The organism is Nocardioides zeicaulis (assembly GCF_042432345.1).
GTDB classification, from domain to species: Bacteria; Actinomycetota; Actinomycetes; order Propionibacteriales; family Nocardioidaceae; genus Nocardioides; species Nocardioides zeicaulis.
Genome location: NZ_JBHLXH010000001.1, coordinates 77,532 through 104,107 on the forward strand (window position 1 = coordinate 77,532; position 26,576 = coordinate 104,107).

The following is a 26,576-nucleotide window of genomic DNA, read 5'->3' on the forward strand; positions in this document are numbered from 1 at the left end:
CGCGGATGGACGCCGTCCTCGACTGGGTCGTGCTCGTCATGCGCACGATCGGTGCGCCCGGCGTCGGGGTCGCGACCGCGCTGGAGACCGTGTTCCCACCCGTGCCGAGCGAGCTGGTGCTGCCGCTGGCCGGCTACACCGCCAGCCAGGGCCACTACGGTCTCGTCGCGGCGATCGTGTGGGCCACCGTCGGCTCCGTCCTCGGCGCGCTGGTGCTCTACTGGCTCGGCGCCGCGTGGGGCCTGGACCGGATCTGCGCGCTGGCCGACCGGATCCCGCTCGTGCACGCCGACGACGTACGCCGTGCGGTGTCGTGGTTCGGCGCGCACGGCCGCTCGGCGGTGTTCGTCGGCCGCCTCGTGCCGGGCGTGCGCAGCCTCGTGTCGATCCCGGCGGGCGTGGACCGGATGCCACTGGCGACCTTCTGCCTCTACACCACGCTCGGCAGCCTGGCGTGGAACACGGCGCTCATCCTCGCCGGCTACGAGCTCGGCGAGCAGTGGCACGTCGTGGAGGGCTACGTCGGCCCGGTGAGCAACGTCGTCTACGCCGTGCTCGCGGTCGTGCTGCTCTGGTTCGCGGCCCGGCGCCTGCGCCACAGGGTCAGCGGCGAGCGGCGGCGTAGCACGCCACCGCAGTAGCGGCGGCGACGTTGAGCGAGTCGATGCCGGCGCGCATCGGGATGATCGCGCGCCGGTCGGCCGCCGACTCCCACCGCGCGGACAGGCCGTGGCCCTCCGAGCCCAGCACCAGTGCGAGCCGGTCGACCCCGGCCACGGCGTCCTCGATCGGCACCGAGTCGGGCGAGAGCGTGAGGGCGACCGTGGTGAAGCCGCGGTGCGACAGGTCCGGCAGGGCGTCGTACCAGTCGGGCACGCGGGTCCAGGGCGTGGTGAACACCGCGCCCATGCCGACCTTCACCGAGCGGCGGTAGAGCGGGTCGGCGCAGCGCGGCGCGAGCAGCACCGCGTCGAAGCCCAGTGCCGCGCCGGAGCGGAAGACCGCGCCCACGTTGGTGTGGTCGACGAGGTCCTCGAGCACCAGCACCGAGCGCGCGCCCTCGAGCACGTCCTCGACCGGTGGCAGGGGGCGGCGGTGGAGGGAGGCGAGGGCACCGCGGTGCACGTGGAAGCCGGTGACCTCCTCGATGAGCGGCTCGGGCAGCACGTAGCACGGGGCGCCGCTCGGCTCGACCACGTCGCGCAGCCCGTCGAGCCAGCGCGGCGCCATCAGGAAGGAGCGCGCCCGGTGGCCCGCCTCGAGCGCGCGGCGCACGACCTTCTCGCCCTCGGCGAGGAACAGGCCGTGCTCGGACTCCAGGTGCTTGCGGAGCTCGACGTCGCGCAGGTCGCGGTAGTCGGCCAGGCGGGGATCGGCGGGGTCGTCGATCTCGATCGTGCGGAGCGGGTCAGCCACGCCCGTAGTGTGCCGGACGGGCGACCGCGACGACCTCGCCCACGACGATGATCGCCGGTGGCGACACCTCGTGGGCCACCAGGTCGGCGGCGAGGTCCGCGAGCGTGGTGAGCACGGTGCGCTCGGTGGGCATGGTGCCGTCGACGACGACCGCGACCGGCGTCGTGGCGGACCGCCCGCCGGTGACCAGCGCCTCGGCGATCGCCGGCGCGTTCTCGACCGCCATGAGCAGCACGACCGTGCCCCGCATCCGAGCGACCGCGTCCCAGGCCACCAGCGACTCCGGGTGGCCGGGCGGGAGGTGGCCGGAGATGACGGTGAACTCGTGGGCCACGCCGCGGTGCGTCACCGGGATGCCGGCCCGGGCCGGCACGGCGATCGCCGAGGTCAGGCCGGGCACGACCGTGACCGGGACGTCGGCCTCGAGGCACGCCAGCACCTCCTCGTAGCCCCGGCCGAAGACGAAGTTGTCGCCGCCCTTGAACCGGACCACCCGCTTGCCGGCCCGCGCGCGCTCGACGATCACCTCGTTGATGCGCTCCTGGGTGGCCGAGCGGCCGCGGGGCAGCTTGGCGACGTCGACCAGCTCGACGTGGGGCCCGAGCTCGTCGAGCAGCTCGCGGGGGGCGAGCCGGTCGGCCACGACGACGTCGGCGGAGGCGAGGGCGTGGCGCGCGGCGACGGTGGCGAGCTCGGGCTCGCCGGGCCCGCCGCCCACCAGCACCACGCCCGGGGTGCGGTCGTGGGCGTCGACCGCGTGGAGGTGCCCGTCGCGCAGGGCAGTGACGATCTCGTCGCGCAGCGCCGCCGACTTGTGGGGCTCCCGGTTGCCGAGCACGCCGATGGTGACGCTGCCGTGGTGGCCCGCCGCCGGGGTCCAGGCGGTGCCGCCGAGGGCGTCGTCGGCCCGTACGCAGAACGTGTGCCGGCGCTCGGCCGCGGCCACGACCCGGGCGTTGACCTCCGGGTCGTCGGTGGCGGCGACGACGTACCAGGCGCCGTCAAGGTCGGCGTCCTCGAACCCGCGCAGCACGAGGGACAGCTCGCCGGACAGGCCCTCGATCGCGGGCGTCACCTCGGGGCTGACCACGCTCACGCGCGCCCCGGCCGCCAGGAAGGCCGGCACCCGGCGCTGGGCGACGTGACCGCCACCGACCACCACCACCTTCCGCCCGGCCAGCACCAGGCCGGCGAGGTAGGGGCGGTGCGCGTCGGTCGGCAGCGAGGAGTCGGACGGCTCGAGGGGGTCGGGCATGGGACCAGTCTCCCTGCCCCCTCCGTGGGGGTGATCGCTAGGTTCGAGGAATGAGCATCGAACGACCGGTCTCCCCGAACCCGTACGACTACCTCCCCGCCACGGCGTCCTTCGACGTCACCAGCACCGACGTGACCGACGGTGCCCCCCTCCCCGACGACCAGGTGGCAGCGCTCGGCAACACCTCGCCGCAGCTGAGCTGGTCGGGTGCGCCGGAGGGCACGAAGTCCTACGTCGTGACGTGCTTCGACCCCGACGCCCCGACGCCGAGCGGCTTCTGGCACTGGGTCCTGGTCGACCTGCCCGCCGACGTGACCTCGCTCGACACCGGCGCCGCCGCGGGCGACCTGCCCGGCCGGGCGTTCCACGTCCGCAACGACGGCGGCGAGGCCGGCTTCACCGGTGCCGCCCCGCCGGAGGGCGACCAGCCCCACCGCTACTTCTTCGTCGTGCACGCCGTCGGCGAGGAGACCCTCGGCGTCGACGCAGACGCCTCCCCCGCCGTGGTGTCGTTCAACCTCGCGTTCAAGACCCTCGGCCGCGCGATCCTGCACGGCACGTACCAGCACTGACACCCCGCGGACACCAGCACCCACCTCGCAGCCACCGCCCGGCGCCGACAGGCCCCGTGGTCCGGACCCCGGTCCAGACCACGGGGCCTTTTCGCTGCGCGTTTCGTCGTTCCCCCCACGCAGGATCGCTCAAGCCGCTTACATCGACCCTGCTGAGATCGGTGGACTCCGGTCAGAACGTTGAGGATCAATGCGGCGTGTCGCAGACGACTTCTGCAGAAAATCCACGTTCAGCACACAACTCATCTACGCTCAAGCCGATCTTTACCAAGGTTTCGTCAAGATCCGCTCACCCCCCACGAGCGGCGGATCTCCCGGAGGACATGTGCTGAACCGAACCCTGACCCGGACCGCGGCCCGTGCTGCCGCGCTCGTCGCCACCCTCTGCGTCGGTGCGACGACGCTGCTGCCGAGTGCCGCGCAGGCGGGCACCTGGCCCGTGCCGACGTCGTTCGACAGCGCCCGCGACACCGGTGACCTCCCCGGCGAGCAGCTCGAGGAGCTGCTGATGGTGGAGATCAACCAGGCGCGCGCGAGCAACGGCCTGGCCCCGATCCGCGTCTTCGACGCCTGCACCGACCGCCTCTCCGAGCGGTGGGGCCGGCGCATCGCGGCCACCGGCGCCTTCGTGCACCGCGACCAGGGCGAGGTCGTCGAGCGATGCCGTGGCTCCTGGGCCGGCGAGACGCTCGTGCGCGGCACCGGCCTCACGCCCGAGCAGATGGTCGAGCTCTGGCTCGACTCCCCCGGTCACCGCGAGATCCTGCTCAGCCCGCGCGCCGAGCGCGCCGGCGTCGCGATCACCCAGGACGACCAGGGCCGCACCATCGGCGTGGTCAACCTCGTCCGTCACCGCTGACCCCCGCGCCCGGTCCGACCCGGGTGCGCTCCCGGTCCGGTTGTGAGACGATCCCGGGCCCCCTCCTCGAGGTGGCGGGCAGGTTCGGGACAGGTCGGTCAGGGGGAAGCGGATGCTGCACGTCGCCGTCGCGACCCGGGCCTTCCGCCGCTACTCCACCTACCGCGCCGCGACGCTGGCCGGCGTCTTCACCAACTCGGTCTTCGGCGTCATCTACTCCTTCGCCTACATCGCCCTGTGGCGCGCCAACCCGACGGCCGGTGGGTACGACCAGCAGGACGCCGTCACCTACGTCTGGCTCGGCCAGGCGCTGCTGATGACGATCGCCCTGTGGGGTGGCGGCTCCACCGACGACCTCGCCGAGCGGATCCGCACCGGCGACGTGGCGATCGACCTGTACCGCCCCGTCGGGCTCGTCGGCTGGTACCTCGCCAGCGATCTCGGCCGCGCGGCGTACCACCTGCTCACGCGGGGCCTGGGCCCGACGCTGGTCGGCCTCCTGCTCTTCGACATCGCCCTGCCGTCGTCGGCCGTGGCCGGCCTCGCCTTCTGCGTCTCGATGGCCCTGGCCGTCGTGGTGAGCTTCGCGATCCGCTTCCTCGTCGCCAGCACCGCGTTCTGGCTGCTCGACCAGTCGGGCGTGAAGGTGATGAGCGGCGCGTTCGCGATCTTCTTCAGCGGCATGATGCTGCCGCTCGTGCTCTTCCCGGGATGGCTGGGCACGCTCGCGCGGGTCCTGCCGTGGGCCTCCTACGTGCAGGTGCCCGCCGACGTCTGGCTCGGCAAGCACACCGGCACCGGCCTGCTGGCGGCCCTCGGCTTCCAGGTGCTGTGGGCCGTCGTGCTGCTCGCCGCGTGCAGCGCGGTCCTTCGCCTGGCCACGCGCAAGGTGGTGGTCCAGGGTGGTTGACGCCTCGGCCGGGACCGGGCCGCTCGGGCACCTGCGCACCTACGGCCAGATCGCGTGGCTGTGGATCCGCGCCGCCTGGCAGTACCCGACGTCCTTCGTGCTGCTCGCGGTCGGCAACGGCCTGATCACCGGGCTCGACTTCATCGGCCTCTGGATCATGTTCGCCCACCTCGACACGCTCGCCGGCTTCGCGCTCCACGAGGTGGCCCTGCTCTACGGGAGCGCGTCACTGGCGCTCGCCCTGGCCGACACCGCCATCGGCAGCGTGGAGCGGATCGGCGCCTACATCCGCACCGGGCGGCTGGACCAGATGATGACCAAGCCGGTGCCGCTGCTGGTGCAGGTGTGCGCGGACCAGTTCACGCTGCGCCGCCTCGGACGGCTCACGCAGGCGGCTGCGGTCTTCGGCTGGGCCTGCTCCTACGTCGACTGGACACCCGCGCGGGTCCTGGTGGCCGTGTCGATGATCGTCAGCGGCGCGCTGGTGTTCTTCGGCCTGTTCGTCGGCTTCTCGTGCATCCAGTTCTGGACCACCGACGCCACGGAGCTGGCCAACGCCTTCACCTACGGCGGCGCGACGGTGACGCAGTACCCGCTCAACATCTTCCCGCGCGAGGTGCTGGTCGGGCTGACGTTCGTCGTCCCGGTGGCGTTCGTGAACTGGTACCCGTGCCTGTTCCTGCTCGGTCGCCCCGACCCGACCGGCATGCCCGACGCACTGCAGCTGGCCTCGCCGCTCGCCGGCGTCCTGACGACGGCCGCCGCGCTGCTCGTCTGGCGCACCGGGGTGCGCCGCTACACCTCGACCGGGAGCTGACCCATGACCGAGCCCACCACCCAGCCGCTCATCGCCGTCCACGGCCTCGAGCGCACCTTCGACGTACGCCGACGCGTCGAGGGCCGGCGCCGGCGCGTCCGCGACCGGGTCCGCGCCGTCCACGACCTCGACCTCACCATCGAGCGCGGCGAGATGGTCGGCTACATCGGCCCCAACGGCGCCGGGAAGTCCACGACCATCAAGATGCTGACCGGCATCCTCGTCCCGAGCGGGGGCTCGGTGCGGGTGGCGGGGCTCGACCCCAGCCGCGAGCGGGTCGCCCTCGCGCGCCGTATCGGCGTGGTGTTCGGCCAGCGGTCGACGCTGTGGTGGGACCTGCCGCTGCGCGACTCCTTCGAGCTGCTGCAGAAGATGTACCGCATCGAGCCCGCGCGCTACCGGGAGAACCTGGCCCGCTTCGTCGAGCTCCTCGACCTCGGCGCCCAGCTCGACACCCCGGTGCGCCAGCTCAGCCTCGGCCAGCGCATGCGGGGCGACATCACCGCGGCGCTGCTGCACGACCCCGAGGTGCTCTACCTCGACGAGCCCACCATCGGCCTCGACGTGGTGAGCAAGGGCCGGCTGCGCGAGTTCCTGCGCGCGCTCAACGCCGAGCGGGGCACCACCCTGCTGCTGACCACCCACGACCTGCAGGACATCGAGGCGCTGTGCGACCGCGTGATCGTCATCGACCACGGCACCGCGGTCTACGACGGCTCGCTCGCCGGCCTCCACGCGCAGGGCGGTGCGACGCGCACGCTGGTGGTCGACCTCGTCGACGAGGCGCCCCCGATCGAGGTCCCGGGCGCGCGGGTGCGGCGGGTCGAGGGGCCCCGGCAGTGGCTGTCGTTCCCGGCGGACGCCAGCGCCGCGCCCGTCGTGGCGGCGGTGGCGGCGGCGTACGACGTGGCCGACCTGTCCATCCAGGAGCCCGACATCGAGGACGTCATCCGCGACCTGTACTCGCGCGGCGCCTAGGCGCGGTCAGCCGAGCGGGTCCAGGCCGGTGGCCTCGACCGACAGCTCCCAGAGCCGCTCCGCTGACGGCACGTCGATGGCCCACTCCTTGACCCCGCCGGTCCGGGCGTCGCCGTGGTCGGGCGGCACGACGCCCTTGATCGAGCAGTCCTCGCAGTAGACGCCTCCGCGCGACTCGAGCTCGGGCGCCGTCGCCGCCCACAGCCCGGTCGAGGCGCCCTCGGCCGGGGTCTTGAACATCGGGTTGGGGTTGCCGTCCTCGTCGATCCATCCGCGCTCGAGCAGCTCCTCGCGCGGCATGTGGCGCTGCAGGTCGGTCATGATCCCGCCCGGGTGCACCGAGTAGGCGTGGATGCCCCGCGCGGCGCCGCGGGCGTCGAGCGCGACGGCGAACAGGGCGTTGGCCGTCTTGGACTGGCCGTAGGCGACCCACGGGTCGTAGGGCTCGGACTCGAAGTTGAGGTCGTCGAAGCGCACCGGCGAGCGGTAGTGGCCGACCGAGGAGTACGACACCACCCGGGCGCCGTCGGCGAGGAGGTCGGCGATCCCGCCGACGAGCGCGAAGTGCCCGAGGTGGTTGGTGCCGAGCTGCCGCTCCCAGCCCTGGGGCGTCTCCTCGTGGGGCGTGGCCATCACCCCTGCCACGTCGATCACCAGGTCGACCGGCCTCCCCTCCTCGCGCACCGAGGCGGTCAGCGCCGCCACCGAGTCCAGGTCGCCGAGGTCCATCGGCCGGACCTCCACGCCCGGGAGGCCCGCCAGGGCCTCGGCGGCCACGTCGACGCGACGCGACGGCACCAGGACGGACGCGCCGGCGCCCGCCAGCGCGCGCACGGTCTCCAGGCCGAGCCCGGAGTAGCCGCCCGTCACCACCGCCCGCCTGCCGGCCAGGTCGTGGCCGGCGACGACCTCCGCGGCCGTGGTGCGGTAGCCGAAGGCGGTCTCGAGCGGCTGCTGGCGGGCGATCATGTCCTCGGTGGTGACCATCACCCGAGGCTCGCGCCCCCGGCGCCGCGCGTCAACAGCGCGCCGTGAGCGACTAGCGGACGGGGACGGCGACCGAACGGTCGGGGACGACGAGCTGGCGCTCGAGGAGCAGCAGGGCGCGGTCGTCGTCGCCCCGCGGCACCTTCTTGAGCACGCGGCGCGGCATCCCGGTGAACCCCCGGGCGTCGACCGCCTGCAGCGCGACGTCGCGCAGCCAGTCGATGCCGCCGTCGAGGTCCTTGTCGGCGGACTCGATGACGCCGTCGGTGTAGAACATGAGCGCCTCGCCCGGCTTGAGACGGCCGCGGCTGGGGGTGAAGTCGGCCTCGGGGATCACGCCGAGCGCCATCCCCCGGGCGTTGTCGATGGACCAGCCGCGGTGGTCGAGGTGCCAGTGCAGCGCGGGCGGGTGCCCGGCGCTGGTGATCGTGTAGTCACCGGTGACCAGGTCGACCTTGACGTGCACGGCGGTCGCCAGCGACTCATCGGACTCCTGGCGGAGCAGGAAGGAGTTGGCGGCCGCCATCAGCTCGTGCGGGGGCAGCGCGCCGATGAGCCCGCCGAGCGCCCCGGCGAACTGCAGCGCCTGCGGGCCCACCGAGGTGCCCTTGCCGCACACGTCGACCAGCGCCATCTCCAGCCACCGGCCCTCGCGGAGGTCGGCGACGAGGAAGTCGCCGGCGTAGCTCGGGCCGTTGGCCGTGATCGTGGCCGACTGGGACCGCCAGCCCGGCGGCAGCTCCGGCACGACGCCCTGGCGCTGGAGGCGGTCGCGCAGCTGCGTGAGGACGGCCTCGCTGAGCGCCATCGGGAGACCGGAGCGCTGCTTGCTGGACTGGTAGACCGCGAGGGCGCCCCCGATGCCGAAAACGGCGAGGGCGAGCGGCTTGCTGCCGCGCTCGAAGCTGGTCTCGACCGACGTCCAGACCGCCGCCACCGCGAGGACCACCGTGAGCAGCACGAGCGGGACGAAGCGCAGCAGCATGAGCCCGACCATGAGGAACAGGAACCACAGCGCCACGGGGAGCACGACCCGTGCGAGGTCTCCCAGCACGACGGCCACGCCGACCAGCCCCACCAGCACGAGGAGGAGGAACGCCTGGCTGCCGCGCGAGCCCGTGCGCCACCCCTCGACGCGCTGTCGCAGGTACGACGAGAACGCGCGGGTCGGGGTCCTCAGCGCGTTCGGCACCCGGCAAGGGTAGGGCCGCGCCCGCGACGCACGAGGCCATATCGGAAATCTGGGGACAGCGCACTCCACTCGCTAGGCTCGTGCCATGACGCTGGTTCCACGACCGGCCGCGGACCGCCTGGACGCCGGGACCGACGTGCTCGGCCCCGACTACCGGGTCGAGACCTTCTCGCTGCCGCCCGACGACGAGGGCGCCGTGGTGGCCACGCTGGTCACCCGGGAGCCGGAGGCGCCGCACGGCGGTGCGGTGCTCCACGTCCACGGGTTCGCCGACTACTTCTTCCACGACGAGTACGCCCGGTGGTGGACCGACCGCGGCTGGACCTTCTACGCCATCGACCTGCGCAAGTACGGCCGTTCCCTCCGCGACCACCAGACGCCGCACTTCGTCACCGACCTCGAGGAGTACTTCGCCGAGATCGACCTGGCGTGGTGGCGGATCACCGAGCGCGACCGGCACCGCTCGGTCGTCGTGACCGGCCACTCCACGGGCGGCCTCACCGTGTCGCTGTGGGCGCACGAGCGTCGGCCGGCCGGGCTGACCGGGATGGTCCTCAACTCCCCGTGGTTCGACATGCAGGGCGCCGCGTGGCTGCGCAGCCCGGCCGCGAGGATCGCCCTGGAGCGGCTCGGCACGCGCCGCCCGATGCAGGAGATCCCGCGCAAGGTGAGCGAGGTCTACGGTCGCTCCCTGCACCGGGAGCACGGCGGCGAGTGGGACTACGACCTGGACTGGAAGCCGCTGGAGTCGCGACCGGTCTACATCGGCTGGCTGCGGGCGGTGCGTCGTGGCCACGCGCGCCTGCACGCCGGTCTCGACGTCCCGGCGCCGGTGCTCGTGCTGTCCTCGGCCCGGTCGGCGATCGCCGCCCCGAGCGAGGAGGACGTCCGCACCAGCGACATCGTCCTCGACGTGGAGCAGATCCGGCGCTGGGCCTCGTCCGTGGGGCGGCACGTGACGTCGGTGGCCGTCGAGGGCGCGGTGCACGACATGGTCCTCTCGCGCCCCGACGTGCGGCGCGAGGTCTACGCGGTGATCGAGCGCTGGTGCGGCGCGTGGCTGGCACCCGGAATCGGCTCAGGCCAGCAGCAGCACGAGGGCGACGACGCCGACCACGGCGATCACGCCACGCAGCAGCGGCGGGGGTAGCCGGCGCCCAACCGTCGCGCCGAGCTGGCCCCCGACGACCGAGCCGGCCGCGATCAGTCCGGCGACGGTCCAGTCGACGTCGGCGACCCCGATGAAGACGACGGCGGCCACGGCGTTGACGACGAGCGCCAGCACGTTCTTGGTCGCGGTGTGGCGCTGCATGGCGTCGGCGACGCCGATGCCCAGGACCGCCATCAGCAGCACGCCCTGGGCGGCGCCGAAGTAGCCGCCGTAGACGCCGGTGAGCGCGACGGCCGGCCACACCCACCACACGCCGTGGTCGGGGATGCCGCCACGGCGCTCCGCGCGCGCGGCCACCGAGCGCTGGATGCGGGGGCCGAGCAGCACGAGCACGACGCCGAGCGCGATCAGCACCGGGACGATCGCGTCGAACGCCGACGACGGCAGCCACAGGAGCAGCAACGCGCCGACGATCCCCCCGAGCAGCGAGGCGGATCCCAGCCGCAGCACCCGGGAGCGCTGGCCCGCGAGCTCGCGGCGGTAGCCGACGACACCCGAGACGCTGCCGGGCACCAGGCCCACGGTGTTGCTCACGTTGGCCGTCACCGGAGGGACGCCGAACGCCAGCAGGGTCGGGAACGTGATGAGCGTTCCCGACCCCACGACGGTGTTGATCGTGCCGGCCGCCACCCCTGCGAGGACGACCAGCAGTGACTCGACTGGACTCACGGCGCGGCGGGAGCCCCCGGCTCGCCGGGCTCACCCGGGGCGTCGAGCGCGTCGGGCGCCGTCCGGCCGGGGTGGGCGGCGCTCTCCGCCTCCGCGATCGCCTGCTGGACGGCCTGGTTGGTCTCGGTCTCCAGTGCGCCCGACGAGCGCGGCACCAGGGGCTCGGAGGAGCCCATGTCGACCCGCTTGCGCGGCGTGGCGTCCTTCGGGATGCCGGCGATCTCGTGGATCGAGGAGCCGAGCCCCTCCATCGCCTTGGTGATCTCCGAGGGGATGACCCACACCTTGTTGGCGCTGCCCTCGGCGATCTTCGGCATCATCTGGAGGTACTGGTAGGCCAGCAGGGACTGGTCGGGCTGGCCGTCGTGGATGGCCTGGAAGACCGTCTGGATGGCCTGGCCCTCACCCTGGGCGCGCAGGATCGCGGCCTCGCGGTCGGCCTGGGCGCGCAGGATCAGCGACTCGCGGTCACCCTCGGCGTTGAGGATGGCCGACTGCTTGTTGCCCTCGGCGGTGAGGATCGCGGACTGGCGCTGGCCCTCGGCGGTGAGGATCAGGGCGCGCTTGTCGCGGTCGGCGCGCATCTGCTTCTCCATCGCGTCCTTGATCGACGGCGGCGGGTCGATGCCCTTGATCTCGACGCGGTTGACGCGGATGCCCCACTTGCCGGTGGCCTCGTCGAGGACGCCGCGCAGGCCGCTGTTGATCTCGTCGCGGCTGGTGAGGGTTTGCTCGAGGTCCATGCCGCCGACGATGTTGCGCAGCGTGGTCATCGTGAGCTGCTCGACGGCCTGGATGTAGTTGGCGATCTCGTAGGTGGCGGTGACCGGATCGGTGACCTGGAAGTAGATGACGGTGTCGATCGACACCACCAGGTTGTCCTCGGTGATCACCGGCTGGGGCGGGAAGCTCACGACCTGCTCGCGCAGGTCGATGAGGTAGCGCACCTTGTCGATGAACGGCACGACGATGTTGAGCCCTGCCGGCAGCGTGCCCTTGTACTTGCCGAAGCGCTCGACGATCGCCGCGCGTGCCTGGGGCACGATGCGGACCGTCTTGGCGAGCATGACGACGACGAACAGGACGACGAGCAGGAACAGGACGAGCAATGCGGTCGGCACTGGTCTCCCCCGATCTTGTTGGTGTTGCGGCGTGTGGTGTGGCGTGTGGTGTGGCGCGCGGCGGCTCAGGGCTCGAGCGTCGCCACGGGGTGGACGTAGGCCGTCGCACCCTTGATCTGGAGGATTTCGACGGTCTCGCCCGGCGCGATGCGGAGGTTCTCGTCGTAGGGCAGCGCGGTCCAGATCTCGCCGCCCGCCTTGATGCGTCCGGCGTTGAGGCCGGTGATCTCCTCGGTCACCATCCCCCGGGTGCCCACGAGCTTGCCGTGACCGAGCGAGAGCTCGGGGCCGCTGTGGAGGCGCTTGACGACCGAGGGGCGCACGAGGGCGATCATCGCGACCGAGGAGGCGACCGCGGCGAGCAGCGTGATCTCGAACGGCAGGCCGACGAGCGCGGCGACCATCCCGACGACCGCACCGGCGGCGAGCATGGCGAGGATCAGGTCGAGGCTGAACATCTCGGCGACGCCGAGCGCGATGGCGAGAGCCAGCCACGTCTCCCAGAGGTGGTCGCGGATCCAGTCCATGCTCCGACCCTATCGACTCACCGTTCGGCGGCGCTGCGCTCGACTCGGCGACGTGCGGCGAACCGATCGTCGGCGCGGGTCAGCAGCAGGGGCATGCCGAAGGTCTCCGAGAGGGTCTCGGCGGTCACCACCTCCTCCACCGGCCCCGCGTCGACCACGCGACCGGCGCGCAGCAGCAGCGCGTGCGTGAACCCGGGCGGGATCTCCTCCACGTGGTGGGAGACGAGCACGGTGGCGGGCGAGTCGGGGTCGAGCGCGAGCTCGGACAGGGTGGCCACGAGGTCCTCGCGGCCACCGAGGTCGAGGCCGGCGGCGGGCTCGTCGAGCAGGAGGAGCTCGGGGTCGGTCATCAGGGCCCGGGCGATCTGGACCCGCTTGCGCTCCCCCTCGCTGAGGGTGCCGAAGGTGCGCTCGGCGAGGTGGGCGGCGCCGACCTCCGCGAGCAGGTCGCCCGCGCGGTCGTGGTCGAGGTCGGCGTACTCCTCGCGCCAGCGGCCCACGACGCCGTAGGAGGCGGACACGACCACGTCCTTGACCAGCTCGGTGCGCGGGATCCGGTCGGCGAGGGCCGCGCTGGTCAGCCCGATGCGCGGGCGCAGGTCGAACACGTCGGTGGTGCCGAGCACCTCGTCGAGGATGCCGGCGACGCCGGAGGTCGGGTGCAGCTGGGCGGCGGCGACCTGGAGGAGCGTCGTCTTGCCGGCGCCGTTGGGACCGAGCACCACCCAGCGCTCGTCCTCCTCGACCTGCCAGCTCACCTCGTCGAGCAGCAGCGTGGTGCCCCGACGCACCGTGACACCCGCGAGCTCGATGACGGCGACCATGTTCCTCACCCTATCCAGCACCGCGGGCCGCGGTGACGGCGCGACGCGCAGGGGCGGGCGAGTAGCCTCGCGGCGATGTCCTCCCCCGCCTCCCTCCCGCACGCGGCGACGCTCGCCTGGTGGCTCACCGCCTGGCTGCGCGGCCACGAGCAGACCGACCACGTCCTCGATGTGCTCGCCGCCGACACGCACCTGCTCGAGGGCGGTTCCGCGCTCGACCTGCTGGTGCGGGGCCGGTCGACGGGGGCGACGTACGCCGGGCTGGCGCTGCCCGTCGACGGCGACCCGCTGGGACTGGGCGGACCGCGTCCCTTCAACGAGGCCGCCCTGGAGGCCGGCCAGGCCGTGGTGGTCGGCGACGTGGGCCTGGTGCCGGACGAGGTCGGCGAGACCGTGCAGTGGCGCGTGCACCAGGCCGCCCGCCGCCAGCTGCCCGACGTCGGCGAGGCCGACCGGGCGCTGCGCGAGGCGCTGGTCGTCACGGCCGGCGCGCTGGCCGACCTCGACGTCGCGCGATGGCGCCCCGAGGCCGCGGACGCGCTCAGCAACCTGCACCACCGCCCCGAGCTGGACGCGCCGCTGGGCACGCCGGCGCGCTGCGTCGAGCTCGCGGCACGCGGGATGCAGGCCTGGGCGATCGTCGACCTCGCGCTCGTCGACGACGGCGGCGCGCTGTCGTCCCACGAGGTGGAGCGCCGGCGCGACCTGCTCGCCCCGCTCGGCCGCGCCGCGCGCCGCGCGGTGGTCGCCGCCTGCTCGCCGGAGGTCTGGCCGCCGGACCGCTGACCGGACCGTGCCGCTGGCGACGGTGCGCCGGGGCTAGCCTGAGCCCACCATGGACGACGCGCCGAAGACCCTGCTGGTCACCCTGACGGGGAAGGACCGCCCGGGCGTCACCTCGACCATCTTCGACGCGCTGGCGGCCGCCGGGGTCGAGGTCCTCGACATCGAGCAGATCGTGCTGCGGCGCCGTCTGCTGCTCGGCATCCTCGTCACCGCGCCGCGGGACTGGAAGAGGCTGCGCGACGTCATCGAGCGCACCGCGGCCGAGCTCGAGATGTCCGTCGAGGTCGACCGCGGCGCCGGAGACAACAAGGAGCGACGCGGCGACCGCTCGCACATCACCCTCATCGGCAGCCCGCTGAAGGCCGCCGCGGTGGCCGCGGTGGCCGGCCGCATCGCCGACTCGGGCGCCAACATCGACCGCATCGAGCGGCTCGCGCGCTACCCCGTCACGGCCATCGAGCTGCACGTGTCGGGAGCACCGGTCGAGCAGCTCCGTCCGTTGCTCGCCGCCGAGGCGGTCCGGCTCGGCATCGACCTGGCCGTGCAGCGCGAGAGCCTGCACCGGCGCGGCGTGCGGCTGATCGTGATGGACGTCGACTCCACGCTGATCCAGGGCGAGGTGATCGAGATGATCGCCGCCCACGCGGGCCAGGAGGAGGAGGTCGCCCGGGTCACCGAGGCCGCCATGCGCGGCGAGCTCGACTTCGAGGAGTCGCTCCGGCAGCGGGTCGCGCTGCTCGAGGGCGTCCCCGCGTCGGCGCTCGACGAGGTCTACGAGTCGGTCGTGCTGGCGGCGGGCGCGCGCACCCTGGTGCGCACCCTGCGGCGCCTCGGCTACCGGTTCGCGATCGTGTCGGGCGGCTTCAGCCAGATCACCGACCGGCTGGCCGCCGACCTCGGCATCCACTTCGCCCGCGCCAACGAGCTCGAGATCGTCGACGGTCGCCTGACCGGACGCATCGTGGGCGAGGTGGTCGACCGGGCGGGCAAGGCGGCCGCGCTGCGCGAGTTCGCCGCGGAGGTCGGGGTGCCGGTCGACGCGGTGATCGCGATCGGGGACGGGGCCAACGACCTCGACATGCTCAACACCGCGGGCCTCGGCATCGCCTACAACGCCAAGCCGATGGTGCGCGACGCCGCGCACACGTCGGTCAACGTGCCCTACCTCGACACCGTGCTCTACCTGCTCGGCATCTCCCGGGAGGAGATCGAGGAGGCGGACGCCGAGGTCGGCATCGTCACCCCCGCTCCCCCGCTGCTGGGCTGACACCGGGCGCCACGCCCACCGCCACGCAGCCCTGGACCTCGTCGTCGACCAGGACGTCGGTGGCGAGACCGGCCGCCTCCATCGCCGCGTGGGTGAGGGGCAGCTGCTCGAGGCTGGTCTCGACGAGGAGCACGCCCCCGGGTGCGAGCCACACCGGCGCACCGGCGGCCAGGCGGCGGTGCAGGTGGACGCCGTCGGTACCGCCGTCGAGCGCCTCGAGCGGCTCGTGGTCACGCGCCTCGGCGGGCATGGTGGCGATGCGGGCCGTCGGGACGTAGGGGGCGTTGGCCGCGACCACGTCGACCCGGCCCGCAAGGCCGGCGGGCAGGGCGTCCCAGAGGTCGCCGAGGTGGAGGGCGGCCGACGGCGCGTTCGCACCGGCACAGGCGAGGGCGGGCGGGCTGACGTCGGCCGCGTGCACCTCGACGTCGTACCCCTCGAGGAGCGCAGCGACCGGTCCGGCGCCGCAGCACATCTCCACGACCACCGGCCGGCGAGATCCGGTCGCGAGGCGGGCCCTCTCCTGCGCCGCGCGGACGAGCAGCTCGGTGCGGCGGCGCGGGACGAACACGCCGCGCGTCACGCTCAGCCTGTGCCCCAGCACCAGGACCCAGCCCAGCACGGTCTCGAGCGGCTCACCGGCGACCCGGCGCTCGACCAGCCTCGCCAGGGCCTCGCCCGTCGCCGCCTCCGCGAGCAGCGCGGCCTCCTCCTCGGCCCACACGCAGCCCGCGGCCCGCAGCCTGGCGACGACCTCGTCGTGCGCGGTCACGCCGAGCCGACGTGGAACCCCGTCAGCCGGCCCGCGCCCGCGTCGAGGTCGCCCCAGCCGCACGCGACGTCGAAGACCGCCACGGAGGCCGGCGGGAAGCCCGCGACCACCATGTCGGTCGTCGCGTCGTCGTCGCCGTCGCCGTCGTCGAGCAGCTCGGCGACGTAGGCCATCGTGGGGTTGTGCCCCACGACGACCAGCGTGCCGACGCCCGCACCGGTCTCGCGGACCAGGTCGCGCGCGGCATCGGGACCGGCGGCGTAGAGGGCGGGTGAGAGGCCGGGCTCGACGTCCCACCCCGCGCCGAGCGCGAGGTGGAGCCAGGTCTCGTGGGTCCGACGGGCGTCGGAGACCAGGGCCGCGTCGGGGACGACGCCCTGCTCGCGCAGCCAGCGCCCGGCCTCCTCGGCGTCCGCGCGACCGCGGTCGCTGAGGTCGCGACCGTGGTCGGTGGCGCCGGTCGGCTCGGCCTTCGCATGGCGGACGATCACCAGGCGTCGGTGTCCGCCGGTCGTTGACTCCTGCATCAGCACAGCCTCCCAGCCGCTAGCCTGCCTGTCATGCCCAGGGGACCGCTCATGATCATCGGTGGCGCCGAGGACAAGGTGCGCAAGCCGACGATCCTCAAGCACTTCGTCGCCCTCAGCGGTGGACGGGACGCGCGCATCGCGGTCATCCCGACCGCCTCGTCGCTCGGGCGCGAGGTCGTCGACGTCTACGACGCGCTGTTCACGAAGTTCGGGGCGGCCCGCGTCGACGCCGTACGTCCCGAGACCCGCGACGAGGCCCACGACCCCGCGCTGGTCAAGGCGCTCGACGAGGCGACCGGCGTCTTCATGACCGGCGGCAACCAGCTCAAGCTGTCCGCGGTCGTCGGCGGCACGCCGGTCGGCGAGGCGATCCTGCGCGCCCACGAGCGCGGAGCGGTCGTCGCGGGCACCTCGGCGGGCGCGAGCATCCAGTCGTCGCACATGGTGGCCTTCGGCGTCGGTGGCTCCACGCCGAAGCAGCGGATGACCCAGGTCGCCGCCGGGCTCGGGCTGGTGCCGACGACGGTGATCGACCAGCACTTCGACCAGCGCAACCGCTACGGCAGGTTGCTGATGATCGTGGCGCAGAGCCCCCAGCTGCTGGGGATCGGCGTCGACGAGGACACCTGCGGCCTGGTGGAGGACGTCGACGGCGACGCCGTGATGAGGGTCCTCGGCAAGGGCGCGGTGACGGTCTTCGACGGCGCCCGGATGGTGTCCAACGCCCACGAGGCCAAGCGCTCCTCCCCGCTGCTGGCCAGCGGCGTGGTCTTCCACGTGATGCCGGAGGGAAGCGTCTTCAACCTCACCACGCGCCAGCTCGTGCCCCAGCAGACCGACGTCGACCCCGACGACGCCGTCGAGCTGGCCGAGGCCAGCCGGGACCTGCGCCAGCTCGCCCGCGACATCGCCGCCGCCGACGCCGCCCCGGCCGCGATCCGCCGGCGGCTCAAGCTGCGCCGCCCACCGACCCGCCCGTCCGACGACACCCCCACCCCCCAGGGAGAAGAAGCATGAGCGAGCGACCGACGCCGGACCTGGAGATCGTCGAGACCCGCGTCTACCGCGGGGCCAACGTCTGGTCCTACGACAAGTCGATCCACCTCGTCGTGGACCTCGGCTCGCTCGAGCAGTTCCCGACCAACACCCTGCCCGGCTTCACCGACGACCTGGTCGCGATGCTGCCCGGGCTGCGCGAGCACTCCTGCTCGCGCGGTCGCCGAGGCGGCTTCCTCGAGCGGCTCAAGGAGGGCACCTGGCTCGGCCACGTCGCCGAGCACGTCGCGCTGGCGCTCCAGCAGCTCGTCGGCCACGACATCCGTCGCGGCAAGACCCGCCAGGTCAAGGGGGTCGCCGGCCGCTACAACATCATCTACGGCTACATCGACGAGAACGTCGGGCTCAGCGCGGGCCGCCTCGCGGTCCGACTGGTCAACCACCTCGTCGAGGGCGACCCGGAGTTCGACTGGGAGGCCGAGCGCGACGACTTCATCCGGCGCGCCGAGCGGACCGCCTTCGGCCCCTCGACCCAGGCCATCGTCGACGAGGCCGTCTCGCGCGACATCCCGTGGATCCGGCTCAACCAGTACTCGCTGGTGCAGCTCGGCCAGGGCGTCCACGCCAAGCGGATCCGCGCCACGATGACGTCCGAGACGTCGTCGATCGCCGTCGACATCGCCTCCGACAAGGACCTCACCACCACGCTGCTCGCCGCGGCCGGCCTGCCGGTGCCCAAGCAGGAGTCGGTGCGCACCGAGGAGCAGGCGGTCGCCGCCGCCCGCCGGATCGGCTACCCCGTCGTGCTCAAGCCGCTCGACGGCAACCACGGCCGCGGGGTGTGCCTCGACCTGCAGGACGAGGCCGACGTACGCGCCGCGTTCCCGGTCGCGCACGGCCAGTCGCGGCGCGGCAACGTCATCGTCGAGTCGTTCGTGACCGGCAAGGACTACCGCTGCCTCATCATCGACGGCCGGATGGTCGCGATCGCCGAGCGCGTGCCGGCCTCGGTGACCGGTGACGGCACGTCGACGGTCGAGCAGCTCGTCGAGCTCACGAACGCCGACCCGCGCCGCGGTGTGGGCCACGAGAAGGTGTTGACCCGGATCAAGGTCGACGAGGCCGCGCTCGAGGTCCTGGCCGAGCAGGGCCACAGCCTGACCTCGGTCCCCGCCGAGGGCGAGATGGTGAAGCTGGCGCTCACCGGCAACATGTCGACCGGAGGCATCTCCATCGACCGCACCTTCGAGGCGCACCCGGAGAACGTCGAGATCGCCGAGGAAGCCGCCCGCATGGTCGGGCTCGACATCGCCGGCATCGACTTCATCTGCCCCGACATCACCGAGCCGGTGCGCGAGGCCGGCGGGGCGATCTGCGAGGTCAACGCCGCGCCCGGCTTCCGGATGCACACCCACCCCACGATCGGCGAGCCCCAGTTCATCGCCAAGCCGGTCGTCGACATGCTCTTCCCGCCGGGCGCCCCCTCGCGGATCCCGATCGTCGCGGTCACCGGCACCAACGGCAAGACGACCACCAGCCGCATGATCAGCCACATCTTCAAGGGCATGGGCCGCAAGGTCGGCATGACCTCGACCGACGGCGTGGTCATCGACGAGCGCCTGGTCATCCGCGCCGACGCGTCCGGTCCGCGCTCGGCCCGGATGGTGCTGCAGAACCCGCGCGTCGACTTCGCCGTCTTCGAGGTCGCGCGCGGCGGCATCCTGCGCGAGGGCCTGGGCTACGAGCGCAACGACGTCGCCGTCGTGCTCAACGTCCAGCCCGACCACCTCGGGATGCGCGGCATCGACACCGTCGAGCAGCTCGCCGACGTCAAGGCCGTGATCGTCGAGGCCGTGCCGCGCGACGGCCACGCCGTGCTCAACGCCGACGACCCGCTCGTGCGCGAGATGCGCCGCAAGTGCTCGGGCCAGGTCGTGTGGTTCTCCATGGAGGAGCCCGGGAGCGAGGTGCGCGAGATGATCGACGCCCACTGCCGTCGCGGCGGCAAGGCGATCGTGCTCAACCCGACCGAGCGCGGCGAGATGATGGTCGTGCAGCACGGCCGTCGCGAGATGCAGCTCGCCTGGACCCACCTGCTGCCCGCCACCTTCAACGGCCGCGCCCGGATGAACGTGCAGAACTCCCTGGCCGCCGCTGCGGCCGCCTTCGCGGCCGGCGCCCCCCTGCACGACATCCGGCAGGGCCTGCGGACGTTCTCGACCAACTACTACCTCTCCCCCGGACGCCTCAACGAGGTCGAGGTCAACGGCGTCAACGTGATCGTCGACTACTGCCACAACGCACCCGGCATGAAGATGCTCGGAGACTTCGTGGACCGGGTCGGCGACTCGCTGGAGTCCTCGCACGACCTCGCCCGGCCGTCGCGGATCGGCATCATCGCCACCGCCGGCGACCGCCGCGACCAGGACATGGTCGACCTCGGTCACGTGGCCGCCCAGCACTTCGACGTCTGCATCGTCCGCGAGGACGTGGCGCTGCGCGGGCGCGAGCGCGGCGCGACCGCGGAGCTGGTGCTCCAGGGCGTGCGCCAGGCGATGGACGAGGGCGCGCGCTGCAAGCAGGCCGAGCTGGTGCTCGAGGAGATCGAGGCGGTCCGCCACGCGATGAGCCGGGCCAACCGCGGTGACCTCGTCGTGGTCTGCGTCGACAAGCACGCCGAGGTGATGAGCGAGCTGGAGAACTGGTCGGAGCAGGCCTACGCCGGTGCCGGCGCGTCGTCGGAGGCACCCGCCGCCGACCCCGACTTCAGCCCGCCGACCGCCGAGGAGACCGCGGGGTGAAGGTCCTCGACCTGGCCGCGCTGCCGCACCGCCCGATCGAGGCGCACGGCAGCCGCGGGTTCTCCGTCGGTGCGTTCGGCCTCGGCGCCGACACGCACCTCGTGGCCGTCGCGCTCCAGCCCGGCGGCACCATCGGCCGCCACCCCGCGGTCGGACGGCAGCTGCTGGTGGTGCTGTCCGGCGAGGCGGAGGTCGCCGGTGCCGAGGGCGTGGTGCGCCGCCTCGGTCCCGGCGAGGCGGCCGTCTGGGAGCCGGGCGAGCCGCACGAGACCCGGTCGCCCGGCGGCATGACGGCGATGATCGTCGAGGGCGACCTCGACATCGGCGCCCCCGGCGAGCAGGTCGACCCGGGTGACGTCTAGGGACCCTGCCGCCCGCGCCTGACCGTCAGGACCGACCCGGCCCGACCCCGAGCGGGTCGGCGGGCGCTGCTGCCGGCGTGCGCTCGCCGAGGAGCGCGACGCCGACGGCGCCGACCAGGGAGACCACTGCCGTGACGGCCACCGCGCGGTGCCAGCCGTCCACCAGGCCCTGGGCGGTGACGGCCCCGGCAGGTGCGGCGACGACCGACACGACGGTCACGCCGAGGGCGGAGCCGAGGTAGCGGGCGGTGTTGTTGGCACCACTCCCCAGCCCGGCCTGGCCCGGCGGAACGCTGGCGACGCTCTCGCGACCCATCGCCGCGTTGAGGACGCCGGTCGCGACGCCAGCGAGGAGCAACCCGGGCAGGAACCGCGCCGGACCGCTCCCCGTGCCGACCCCGAGCACCATGAGCTGCCCGACGGCGACGAGGGCGAGCGCGACCGACATCCGCGCCCTGCCGCTCCAGGCCGGGGGCAGTCGGCGCGCCAGGACGGCGGTGACGACGCTGGGCAGCGACCAGGCGAGCATCAACCACGCGGCGGTCGTCGCAGAGATCCCGAGCGCCGCGCCGACGAAGCCCGAGACGTAGGACATCAGCGCGATGATGCCCGCACCGGTGGCGAGCCCGGCGAGGGTGACCGCGCGGAAGGCCGGGCGCCGGAACAGGCCCAGGTCGAGCATCGGGGCCTCGCTGCGGGCCTCCACGACGACGAAGCCGACCAGCAGCAGGGCGCCGAGGCCGAGGAGCAGGAGGGTGTCGGGCCGGTCCCACCCGGCTCGGCCCTCGGTGAGACCGGCAAGCAGCGCCGAGGTGCCGAGCGCCATCAGCAGCACCCCCGCGACGTCGGGCCTGGCCCGCACCGCGGTGCGGGACTCGGGACACCCACGGCCCGCGACCGCCAGGGCGAGACCGGCGAGGCCGATGACGACGTAGACGTCACGCCACGAGTGGAGCGCGCTCAGGTAGTTGCCGAGCAGCGGCCCGATCGCGATGCCGGCGCCCACGCTCGCGCCCCAGGTGCCGGTGGCCCGGCCGCGCTCGACCGGGTCGGGGTGGGCGGCTGCGATCATGCCCAGCCCGGCCGCGACCACGGCTGCGCCGCCGGCCCCGGCGACGACGCGCGTGACGGCGAAGGTCGCCACGTCGCCCGAGAGGGCGCCGAGCAGTGAGGCGACCCCGAGGACGACGGCGCCGATGACGAACCAGCGCCGGCGGCCGTAGTCGTCGGCGAGCCTGCCCGCGGTGAGCAGCAAGGCACCCAGCCCGATGCTCATCGAGCTCAGCACCCACGTGGCACCGCCGTGCCCGGCACCCAGCCCGGCGACGGTCTGGTTGAAGTTGGCGAGCGGGGCGGTGAAGGCCACGAGCACGGCGACCGTGCCGAGCGAGGCGGTCACGAGCGTGCGACGTGGTGACACCGGCGTTCCTTTGGTTCGATGAACAGACCAAAGCACGATAGCATCGACCCATGGCGCTCGGCACGGACTATCCACGGCAGGACTGCGGCATCGCCCGCTCCCTCGAGCTCGTCGGGGAGCGGTGGACGCTGCTGATCCTGCGCGACTGCTTCTTCGGGGTGCGCCGCTTCACCGACCTCCAGGCCCACCTCGACGTGTCGAAGGGCGTGCTGGCGGCCCGGCTCGACGCCCTGGTCGCCGAGGGGCTGCTCAGGCGCGTCGGCGAGGGCCACGCGAGCTACGAGCTCACCGACGAGGCGATCGACCTGTGGCCGGTGCTGCACGGGCTGGCCCGGTGGGGCGACCGGCGGACCAGCCCGGGCCGCCCGCGGCGCACGTTCCACCACCTGGTCGGGGACGCCGAGTGCGGTGTGCTCGGCGCCGACGGCAGGTGCACCTCGTGCGACGCGGCGCCCCGCCCCCACGACGTCGAGGTCCGACCCGGCACCGGCGCCGACCCGTCGCTGCGCGACGACCCGGTCTCGCGTGCCCTGCGGGTCCCGCACCGGCTCCTCGAGCCGCTGGTCACCCGTTGAGGGCCGCCCGCACCTTCTGCGCCAGCACCTCGGGGCTGTCGGCCGTGCCGCCGTGGGCGGCGATCCAGTCGTAGGCCTGCTGCCGCTCGGCGTGGCACATCAGCCCGACGACGTCGCCCGGCCGCGCCTCCTCGACGAGCGCGGCGAGGCACTCGACCTCGGTCTCGTAGGTGTCGATGTCGGTGACCCCGACGCGAGCGGCGCCCGCGCGCAGGAGGTCGTCGATCTCCTTCATCATGCGGCCGCGCAGGTAGTGGGCCTTGTGGCCGATCGCGACCACGTCGCTGCCCTTCGCGCCGATCTCGCCCAGCGCGTCGATGAGCTCGTCCGTGCGGTCGCCCACGGCGCCGAGGCCGAGCAGCAGGCGCGCGCCGGGGCGGCGTACGCCTGCCATGACCTCCAGCAGCGCCTCCAGCCCCGCCTCGTTGTGCGCGAGGTCCATCACGACCGACACGCCCTGCTCGTCGGCGGCGTGGGGCATCGAGAAGAAGTTCATCCGCCCCGGGTTGTGCTCGGCGTCGGGGCGGAACGACGTGAGCCCGGCGACCACGTCGGCGCGGGCCAGGCCGATGGCCAGGGAGGCCGACGCCGCGGCCAGTGCGTTCTCGATGTTGAAGCGGGAGAGCCCGGCCAGCGTCATCGGAACGTCGACCAGCTCGACCAGCGGGTCGGGGTCCGCGCCGGGAGCGAGCACCGTGATCCAGCCGTCGATCACCGTCGTGGCGCGCCCGCCGCCGTGCCCGAGGACCTCCCGCACCGCCGGGGAGTCGGGGTCGCGGCTGAAGATCCACGGCTTCGCCGAGATGACCTGCTGCATGGCCAGCACCCGCGGGTCGTCGCCGTTGAGGACCGCCCAGCCGTCCTTCCTCGTGATCCTCGGCACCACCGACTTCACCTCGGCGAGCTGGTCGACGGTGTCGATGCCCTGGAGGCCGAGGTGGTCGGCGGTGACGTTGGTGACGACCGAGACGTCGTTGCGGGTGATGCCGATGCCCTTGAGCAGGATCCCACCGCGGGCGGTCTCGGTCACCGCGAGCTCGACGCCGTCGAGCGACATCGCCCGCGCCGCGCCCGACGGTCCCGAGTAGTCGCCCGCCTCGACCAGCACCCCGTCGCGGTAGACGCCGTCGGTGTTGGACCACCCGACGACCAGGCCGCTGGTGCGCGCGACGTGCGCGATCATCCGGCTCGTCGTGGTCTTGCCGTTGGTGCCGGTGACCGCCACCACCGGGATGGTCGGCGTGATCGTGGTCGGCCGCTCCCCCGGCTCGGCCGTCGCCACCTGCTGGGCGGCCGTGCTCACGGCCGCCTCGACGTCGGGGGTCGGCAGCGCGTCGAGCGCCTGCGCAACCGCCTCGCCGAGCGCCCTTGCGCGGCCGCGGTGTCGCCACGGGTACGCCACCACCAGGACGTCGGGGTCCGAGGTCGGGCGCACCCGGACGGCCAGCCGCCTCGTGCCGGCCTCCCCCGCGATCGCGCGGACCAGGCGCTCGACGGCCCGGAGCGCGAACCGCTGCCGGAACCCCGACCCGGCCGCGCCGGGGCGCGTCGTGCGGAGGCCGATGCGACGGGCGAAGCGCAGCACCGCCTCGTCGCTGGCCTCCGTGATCGTCGAGACGTCCAGGGTGAGCTTCACCGCGGCGCGCGGGAAGTAGAGGTTGGGTCCTTCGAGGATCCGGAGCTCGACGAGTGAGGTCACCGGTGGAAACTACCGAAAGCAGACGCGGTGGCTACAGCCCCATGGCGTGGAAGCCGCCGTCGACGTGCACGATCTCGCCGGTCGTGGCAGGGAAGAAGTCGCTGAGCAGCGCGCACACGGCCTGCGCGGTCGGGGTGTGGTCGGACTCGTCCCAGCCGAGCGGCGCGCGGTCCTTCCACGCCGACTCGAGGTCCTCGAAGCCCGGGATCGCCTTCGCGGCCAGCGTCTTCAGCGGACCCGCGGAGACCAGGTTGCAGCGGATGCCGTCGGCGCCCAGGTCGCGGGCGACGTAGCGCGAGGTGTTCTCCAGCGCCGCCTTCGCCACGCCCATCCAGTCGTAGGCCGGCCACGCGGTGGTGGCGTCGAAGGTGAGGCCGACGATCGAGGAGCCGCGCGAGAGCAGCGGGCGGGTCGCCACGGCCAGCGACTTCAGCGAGTACGCCGAGACCTGGACGGCCTGGGCGACGTCCTCCCACGGGCCGTCCATGAACTTGCCGCCGAGGAGCGTCTCCGGGTTGCCGTAGGCGATGGAGTGCACCACGCCGTCAAGGCCGTCGACGTGCTCGCGCACCTGGTCGGCGAGGCCGTCGAGGTGGGACTGGTCGGTGACGTCGAGCTCGAGCACCGGCGCCTCCTGCGGGAGCCGCTTGGCGATCCGCCTGGTGATGCCCAGGGCGCGCCCGAAGTTGGAGATCAGGACCGTCGCTCCCTGCTCCTGCGCGACCCGCGCGGTGGCGAAGCCGATCGAGCTGTCCATCGTCACGCCGGCGACGAGGATGCGCTTGCCGTCGAGGATTCCCATGTGCCTGTCCTGTTCTCTCGAGCTCTGTGGAGGTGGGGGGCGGTCAGTGACCCATGCCCAGGCCGCCGTCGACCGGGATGACCGCGCCGGTGACGTAGGCCGCGCCGTCGGAGGCCAGCCAGGTGACGGCCGAGGCGACCTCGTCGGGCGAGGCGTAGCGCTGCAGGGGGACCTGCGCCTTGATGGCGGCCTTCTGCTCGTCGCTGAGCACGCCGGTCATGTCGGTCTCGACGAAGCCGGGCGCGACGACGTTGGTGGTGATCGAGCGGCTGCCGAGCTCGCGCGCCAGCGACCGCGCGAGGCCCACGAGGCCGGCCTTGGACGCGGCGTAGTTGACCTGCCCCGCCGACCCGAGGAGGCCGACGACCGAGGAGATGAGGATGATCCGGCCGCTCCGCTGGCGCAGCATGCCCTTGGAGGCGCGCTTGGCCAGGCGGAAGGTGCCGGTGAGGTTGGTGTCGATGACCGAGGACCAGTCGTCCTCGCTCATCCGGAGCAGCAGCGTGTCCTTGGTGATGCCGGCGTTGGCCACCAGCACCTCGACCGGCCCGTGTGCCTGCTCGACCTGCGCGAACGCCGCCTCGACGGCGTCGGGGTCGGTGATGTCGCAGCGCACGTCGAGCGTGCCCTCGGGCGCACCGCCGTTGCGCGTGGTGACGGCGACCCGGTCGCCCTGGGCGACGAACGCCTCGGCGATCGCGCGGCCGATGCCGCGGTTGCCGCCCGTGACCAGCACGGAGCGGGGGGCGGGCGTCTCGGTCGTGGTGGCGGTCGAGTTGTCGGTCACGGCCACGACGCTAGTGATTACCGAGGGGTACGCCGAAACAGCCCCGCTGCTCGGGACACCTCACGAGCCCGCGCCGTGCCTCGCCCGCGCCTCACTCGTCCTCGAGGCGGAAGCCGACCTTCATGCCGACCTGGAAGTGCTCGACGGCGCCGTCCTTGGCCTGGCCGCGGACCTGGGTCACCTCGAACCAGTCGATGTGGCGCAGGGTCTGGCCCGCCCGCTCGATGCCGTTGCGGATGGCCTGGTCGATTCCCTCGGGTGACGTCCCGACGATCTCGGTGACGCGGTAGGTGCGGTTGGTCATGGCTCCTCCTGGGGTCCTTCGCGGGCTCCGGCGGCCCGTGGATCCTTGAGGGTAGCGACGTAGACTCGGAGCATGGCCAAGACCGACGCCGTACGCATCACCACCGCCCGCAGCAGCGCTGCGGCGGACATGAAGTCGCGTCAGGTCCGCTACGCGGTCTCCATGTCGATCCGCACC

The 26,576-nt window shown here is 73.2% G+C and carries 28 protein-coding genes and 1 pseudogene; 14 read left to right on the top strand and 15 right to left on the bottom strand.

Going from position 1 to position 26,576, the window contains the following annotated elements; genetic code table 11:
- The first annotated feature begins 5 nt into the window (after window positions 1-5).
- On the top strand, window positions 6-641 hold the full coding sequence (locus ACFFJG_RS00415; protein WP_378516639.1) for a DedA family protein: 636 nt from the start codon (window positions 6-8) through the stop codon (window positions 639-641).
- Here the strand turns inward: ACFFJG_RS00415 and ACFFJG_RS00420 are convergent.
- Both ACFFJG_RS00420 and cobA read right to left on the bottom strand, forming a co-directional pair.
- The gene (locus tag ACFFJG_RS00420; RefSeq protein WP_378516640.1) at window positions 604-1,416 is read right to left on the bottom strand and encodes a TrmH family RNA methyltransferase; all 813 of its coding nucleotides are present in this window, start codon (window positions 1,414-1,416) and stop codon (window positions 604-606) included. The genes ACFFJG_RS00415 and ACFFJG_RS00420 overlap by 38 nt on opposite strands.
- Entirely contained in the window at window positions 1,409-2,671 is a 1,263-nt protein-coding gene (gene cobA, locus ACFFJG_RS00425; protein ID WP_378516641.1) for a uroporphyrinogen-III C-methyltransferase, read from the bottom strand. Before cobA ends, ACFFJG_RS00420 begins: the two co-directional genes overlap by 8 nt.
- 50 nt (window positions 2,672-2,721) lie before the next feature.
- Between cobA and ACFFJG_RS00430 the strand changes: the two genes are divergently transcribed.
- The 5 genes and pseudogenes from ACFFJG_RS00430 to ACFFJG_RS00450 form a co-directional block, all read left to right on the top strand.
- Window positions 2,722-3,243: a YbhB/YbcL family Raf kinase inhibitor-like protein gene (locus ACFFJG_RS00430; RefSeq protein ID WP_378516642.1), complete on the top strand. Its 522-nt coding sequence runs from the start codon at window positions 2,722-2,724 to the stop codon at window positions 3,241-3,243.
- 325 nt (window positions 3,244-3,568) lie between these two features.
- Window positions 3,569-4,102, top strand: a complete 534-nt coding sequence (locus ACFFJG_RS00435) for a CAP domain-containing protein (protein WP_378516643.1) — start codon at window positions 3,569-3,571, stop codon at window positions 4,100-4,102.
- A 112-nt stretch (window positions 4,103-4,214) separates the two neighbouring features.
- Complete coding sequence (locus ACFFJG_RS00440; RefSeq protein ID WP_378516644.1) at window positions 4,215-5,012, top strand: ABC transporter permease; 798 nt, start codon at window positions 4,215-4,217, stop codon at window positions 5,010-5,012.
- Window positions 5,005-5,829, top strand: coding sequence for an ABC transporter permease (locus ACFFJG_RS00445; RefSeq protein ID WP_378516645.1), 825 nt, complete (start codon window positions 5,005-5,007; stop codon window positions 5,827-5,829). The genes ACFFJG_RS00440 and ACFFJG_RS00445 overlap by 8 nt, the downstream gene beginning before the upstream one ends.
- A 132-nt stretch (window positions 5,830-5,961) precedes the next feature.
- Window positions 5,962-6,807: pseudogene (locus tag ACFFJG_RS00450) on the top strand (ABC transporter ATP-binding protein); the annotation flags it as partial.
- A 6-nt stretch (window positions 6,808-6,813) separates the two neighbouring features.
- Here the strand turns inward: ACFFJG_RS00450 and ACFFJG_RS00455 are convergent.
- Together ACFFJG_RS00455 and ACFFJG_RS00460 are read right to left on the bottom strand one after the other, a co-directional pair.
- Window positions 6,814-7,794: an oxidoreductase gene (locus ACFFJG_RS00455; protein ID WP_378516647.1), complete on the bottom strand. Its 981-nt coding sequence runs from the start codon at window positions 7,792-7,794 to the stop codon at window positions 6,814-6,816.
- A 52-nt stretch (window positions 7,795-7,846) separates the two neighbouring features.
- Window positions 7,847-8,986, bottom strand: a complete 1,140-nt coding sequence (locus ACFFJG_RS00460) for a PP2C family protein-serine/threonine phosphatase (RefSeq protein ID WP_378516648.1) — start codon at window positions 8,984-8,986, stop codon at window positions 7,847-7,849.
- 85 nt (window positions 8,987-9,071) lie between these two features.
- Here ACFFJG_RS00460 and ACFFJG_RS00465 point away from each other — a divergent pair, with 85 nt between their 5' ends.
- The gene (locus ACFFJG_RS00465) at window positions 9,072-10,136 is read left to right on the top strand and encodes an alpha/beta hydrolase (RefSeq protein WP_378516649.1); all 1,065 of its coding nucleotides are present in this window, start codon (window positions 9,072-9,074) and stop codon (window positions 10,134-10,136) included.
- Here ACFFJG_RS00465 and ACFFJG_RS00470 read toward each other — a convergent pair.
- The 4 genes from ACFFJG_RS00470 to ACFFJG_RS00485 all read right to left on the bottom strand — a co-directional run bounded on the left by ACFFJG_RS00470 (window position 10,065) and on the right by ACFFJG_RS00485 (window position 13,298).
- Window positions 10,065-10,826 (bottom strand): sulfite exporter TauE/SafE family protein, encoded by a 762-nt coding sequence (locus ACFFJG_RS00470; protein WP_378516650.1) that lies wholly within the window; start codon window positions 10,824-10,826, stop codon window positions 10,065-10,067. The genes ACFFJG_RS00465 and ACFFJG_RS00470 overlap by 72 nt on opposite strands.
- Window positions 10,823-11,947 (bottom strand): SPFH domain-containing protein, encoded by a 1,125-nt coding sequence (locus tag ACFFJG_RS00475; RefSeq protein ID WP_378516651.1) that lies wholly within the window; start codon window positions 11,945-11,947, stop codon window positions 10,823-10,825. The genes ACFFJG_RS00470 and ACFFJG_RS00475 overlap by 4 nt, the downstream gene beginning before the upstream one ends.
- A gap of 65 nt (window positions 11,948-12,012) precedes the next feature.
- Window positions 12,013-12,474, bottom strand: a complete 462-nt coding sequence (locus ACFFJG_RS00480; protein WP_378516652.1) for an NfeD family protein — start codon at window positions 12,472-12,474, stop codon at window positions 12,013-12,015.
- A gap of 17 nt (window positions 12,475-12,491) precedes the next feature.
- On the bottom strand, window positions 12,492-13,298 hold the full coding sequence (locus ACFFJG_RS00485) for an ABC transporter ATP-binding protein (RefSeq protein WP_378516653.1): 807 nt from the start codon (window positions 13,296-13,298) through the stop codon (window positions 12,492-12,494).
- A gap of 75 nt (window positions 13,299-13,373) precedes the next feature.
- Here ACFFJG_RS00485 and ACFFJG_RS00490 point away from each other — a divergent pair, with 75 nt between their 5' ends.
- The gene (locus ACFFJG_RS00490) at window positions 13,374-14,084 is read left to right on the top strand and encodes an Rv1486c family protein (RefSeq protein ID WP_378516654.1); all 711 of its coding nucleotides are present in this window, start codon (window positions 13,374-13,376) and stop codon (window positions 14,082-14,084) included.
- A 49-nt stretch (window positions 14,085-14,133) separates the two neighbouring features.
- Window positions 14,134-15,351 (top strand): phosphoserine phosphatase SerB, encoded by a 1,218-nt coding sequence (serB, locus tag ACFFJG_RS00495; protein WP_378516655.1) that lies wholly within the window; start codon window positions 14,134-14,136, stop codon window positions 15,349-15,351.
- Here the strand turns inward: serB and ACFFJG_RS00500 are convergent.
- Complete coding sequence (locus ACFFJG_RS00500) at window positions 15,323-16,123, bottom strand: putative protein N(5)-glutamine methyltransferase (protein ID WP_378516656.1); 801 nt, start codon at window positions 16,121-16,123, stop codon at window positions 15,323-15,325. The two genes, serB and ACFFJG_RS00500, sit on opposite strands and share 29 nt — an antisense overlap.
- On the bottom strand, window positions 16,120-16,650 hold the full coding sequence (locus ACFFJG_RS00505) for a SixA phosphatase family protein (RefSeq protein WP_378516657.1): 531 nt from the start codon (window positions 16,648-16,650) through the stop codon (window positions 16,120-16,122). Before ACFFJG_RS00505 ends, ACFFJG_RS00500 begins: the two co-directional genes overlap by 4 nt.
- A 33-nt stretch (window positions 16,651-16,683) precedes the next feature.
- On the opposite strand from ACFFJG_RS00505, the gene ACFFJG_RS00510 reads away from it, so the two are divergent.
- Genes ACFFJG_RS00510 through ACFFJG_RS00520 form a run of 3 tightly spaced genes read left to right on the top strand, consistent with a single transcriptional unit; the run spans window position 16,684 to window position 20,812 of the window.
- A complete protein-coding gene (locus ACFFJG_RS00510) occupies window positions 16,684-17,670 on the top strand; it encodes a cyanophycinase (protein ID WP_378516658.1) in 987 nt (328 codons plus the stop codon).
- On the top strand, window positions 17,667-20,450 hold the full coding sequence (cphA, locus tag ACFFJG_RS00515; protein WP_378516659.1) for a cyanophycin synthetase: 2,784 nt from the start codon (window positions 17,667-17,669) through the stop codon (window positions 20,448-20,450). The genes ACFFJG_RS00510 and cphA overlap by 4 nt, the downstream gene beginning before the upstream one ends.
- The gene (locus ACFFJG_RS00520; protein WP_378516660.1) at window positions 20,447-20,812 is read left to right on the top strand and encodes a cupin domain-containing protein; all 366 of its coding nucleotides are present in this window, start codon (window positions 20,447-20,449) and stop codon (window positions 20,810-20,812) included. Before cphA ends, ACFFJG_RS00520 begins: the two co-directional genes overlap by 4 nt.
- Window positions 20,813-20,837: 25 nt before the next feature.
- Here ACFFJG_RS00520 and ACFFJG_RS00525 read toward each other — a convergent pair whose 3' ends face one another.
- The gene (locus ACFFJG_RS00525) at window positions 20,838-22,232 is read right to left on the bottom strand and encodes an MFS transporter (RefSeq protein ID WP_378516661.1); all 1,395 of its coding nucleotides are present in this window, start codon (window positions 22,230-22,232) and stop codon (window positions 20,838-20,840) included.
- Between the two features lie 50 nt (window positions 22,233-22,282).
- On the opposite strand from ACFFJG_RS00525, the gene ACFFJG_RS00530 reads away from it, so the two are divergent.
- A complete protein-coding gene (locus ACFFJG_RS00530) occupies window positions 22,283-22,807 on the top strand; it encodes a winged helix-turn-helix transcriptional regulator (protein ID WP_378516662.1) in 525 nt (174 codons plus the stop codon).
- On the opposite strand, the gene ACFFJG_RS00535 is transcribed toward ACFFJG_RS00530, so the two are convergent.
- From ACFFJG_RS00535 to ACFFJG_RS00550, 4 genes are all read right to left on the bottom strand, one after another.
- Entirely contained in the window at window positions 22,797-24,506 is a 1,710-nt protein-coding gene (locus tag ACFFJG_RS00535; RefSeq protein ID WP_378516663.1) for a Mur ligase family protein, read from the bottom strand. The two genes, ACFFJG_RS00530 and ACFFJG_RS00535, sit on opposite strands and share 11 nt — an antisense overlap.
- Window positions 24,507-24,537: 31 nt before the next feature.
- Complete coding sequence (fabI, locus tag ACFFJG_RS00540; protein WP_378516664.1) at window positions 24,538-25,308, bottom strand: enoyl-ACP reductase FabI; 771 nt, start codon at window positions 25,306-25,308, stop codon at window positions 24,538-24,540.
- 43 nt (window positions 25,309-25,351) lie between these two features.
- Complete coding sequence (gene fabG, locus ACFFJG_RS00545) at window positions 25,352-26,095, bottom strand: 3-oxoacyl-[acyl-carrier-protein] reductase (protein WP_378516665.1); 744 nt, start codon at window positions 26,093-26,095, stop codon at window positions 25,352-25,354.
- A gap of 91 nt (window positions 26,096-26,186) precedes the next feature.
- Window positions 26,187-26,399, bottom strand: a complete 213-nt coding sequence (locus tag ACFFJG_RS00550; RefSeq protein WP_378516666.1) for a dodecin — start codon at window positions 26,397-26,399, stop codon at window positions 26,187-26,189.
- A gap of 72 nt (window positions 26,400-26,471) precedes the next feature.
- Between ACFFJG_RS00550 and ACFFJG_RS00555 the strand changes: the two genes are divergently transcribed.
- Window positions 26,472-26,576, top strand: a 105-nt coding sequence (locus ACFFJG_RS00555; protein ID WP_378519430.1) for a DUF3099 domain-containing protein, incomplete at its 3' end; no start/stop codon positions are given.

What these genes read in the sequence shown, in the direction of transcription:
- ACFFJG_RS00415 (WP_378516639.1), top strand. Translation starts at nt 6, where the DNA reads ATGGACGCCGTCCTCGACTGGGTCGTGCTCGTCATGCGCACGATCGGT.
- cobA (WP_378516641.1), bottom strand. Translation starts at nt 2,671, where the DNA reads ATGCCCGACCCCCTCGAGCCGTCCGACTCCTCGCTGCCGACCGACGCG.
- ACFFJG_RS00430 (WP_378516642.1), top strand. Translation starts at nt 2,722, where the DNA reads ATGAGCATCGAACGACCGGTCTCCCCGAACCCGTACGACTACCTCCCC.
- ACFFJG_RS00440 (WP_378516644.1), top strand. Translation starts at nt 4,215, where the DNA reads ATGCTGCACGTCGCCGTCGCGACCCGGGCCTTCCGCCGCTACTCCACC.
- ACFFJG_RS00455 (WP_378516647.1), bottom strand. Translation starts at nt 7,794, where the DNA reads ATGGTCACCACCGAGGACATGATCGCCCGCCAGCAGCCGCTCGAGACC.
- ACFFJG_RS00465 (WP_378516649.1), top strand. Translation starts at nt 9,072, where the DNA reads ATGACGCTGGTTCCACGACCGGCCGCGGACCGCCTGGACGCCGGGACC.
- ACFFJG_RS00480 (WP_378516652.1), bottom strand. Translation starts at nt 12,474, where the DNA reads ATGGACTGGATCCGCGACCACCTCTGGGAGACGTGGCTGGCTCTCGCC.
- ACFFJG_RS00485 (WP_378516653.1), bottom strand. Translation starts at nt 13,298, where the DNA reads ATGGTCGCCGTCATCGAGCTCGCGGGTGTCACGGTGCGTCGGGGCACC.
- ACFFJG_RS00490 (WP_378516654.1), top strand. Translation starts at nt 13,374, where the DNA reads ATGTCCTCCCCCGCCTCCCTCCCGCACGCGGCGACGCTCGCCTGGTGG.
- serB (WP_378516655.1), top strand. Translation starts at nt 14,134, where the DNA reads ATGGACGACGCGCCGAAGACCCTGCTGGTCACCCTGACGGGGAAGGAC.
- ACFFJG_RS00505 (WP_378516657.1), bottom strand. Translation starts at nt 16,650, where the DNA reads ATGCAGGAGTCAACGACCGGCGGACACCGACGCCTGGTGATCGTCCGC.
- ACFFJG_RS00510 (WP_378516658.1), top strand. Translation starts at nt 16,684, where the DNA reads ATGCCCAGGGGACCGCTCATGATCATCGGTGGCGCCGAGGACAAGGTG.
- cphA (WP_378516659.1), top strand. Translation starts at nt 17,667, where the DNA reads ATGAGCGAGCGACCGACGCCGGACCTGGAGATCGTCGAGACCCGCGTC.
- ACFFJG_RS00530 (WP_378516662.1), top strand. Translation starts at nt 22,283, where the DNA reads ATGGCGCTCGGCACGGACTATCCACGGCAGGACTGCGGCATCGCCCGC.
- fabI (WP_378516664.1), bottom strand. Translation starts at nt 25,308, where the DNA reads ATGGGAATCCTCGACGGCAAGCGCATCCTCGTCGCCGGCGTGACGATG.
- ACFFJG_RS00550 (WP_378516666.1), bottom strand. Translation starts at nt 26,399, where the DNA reads ATGACCAACCGCACCTACCGCGTCACCGAGATCGTCGGGACGTCACCC.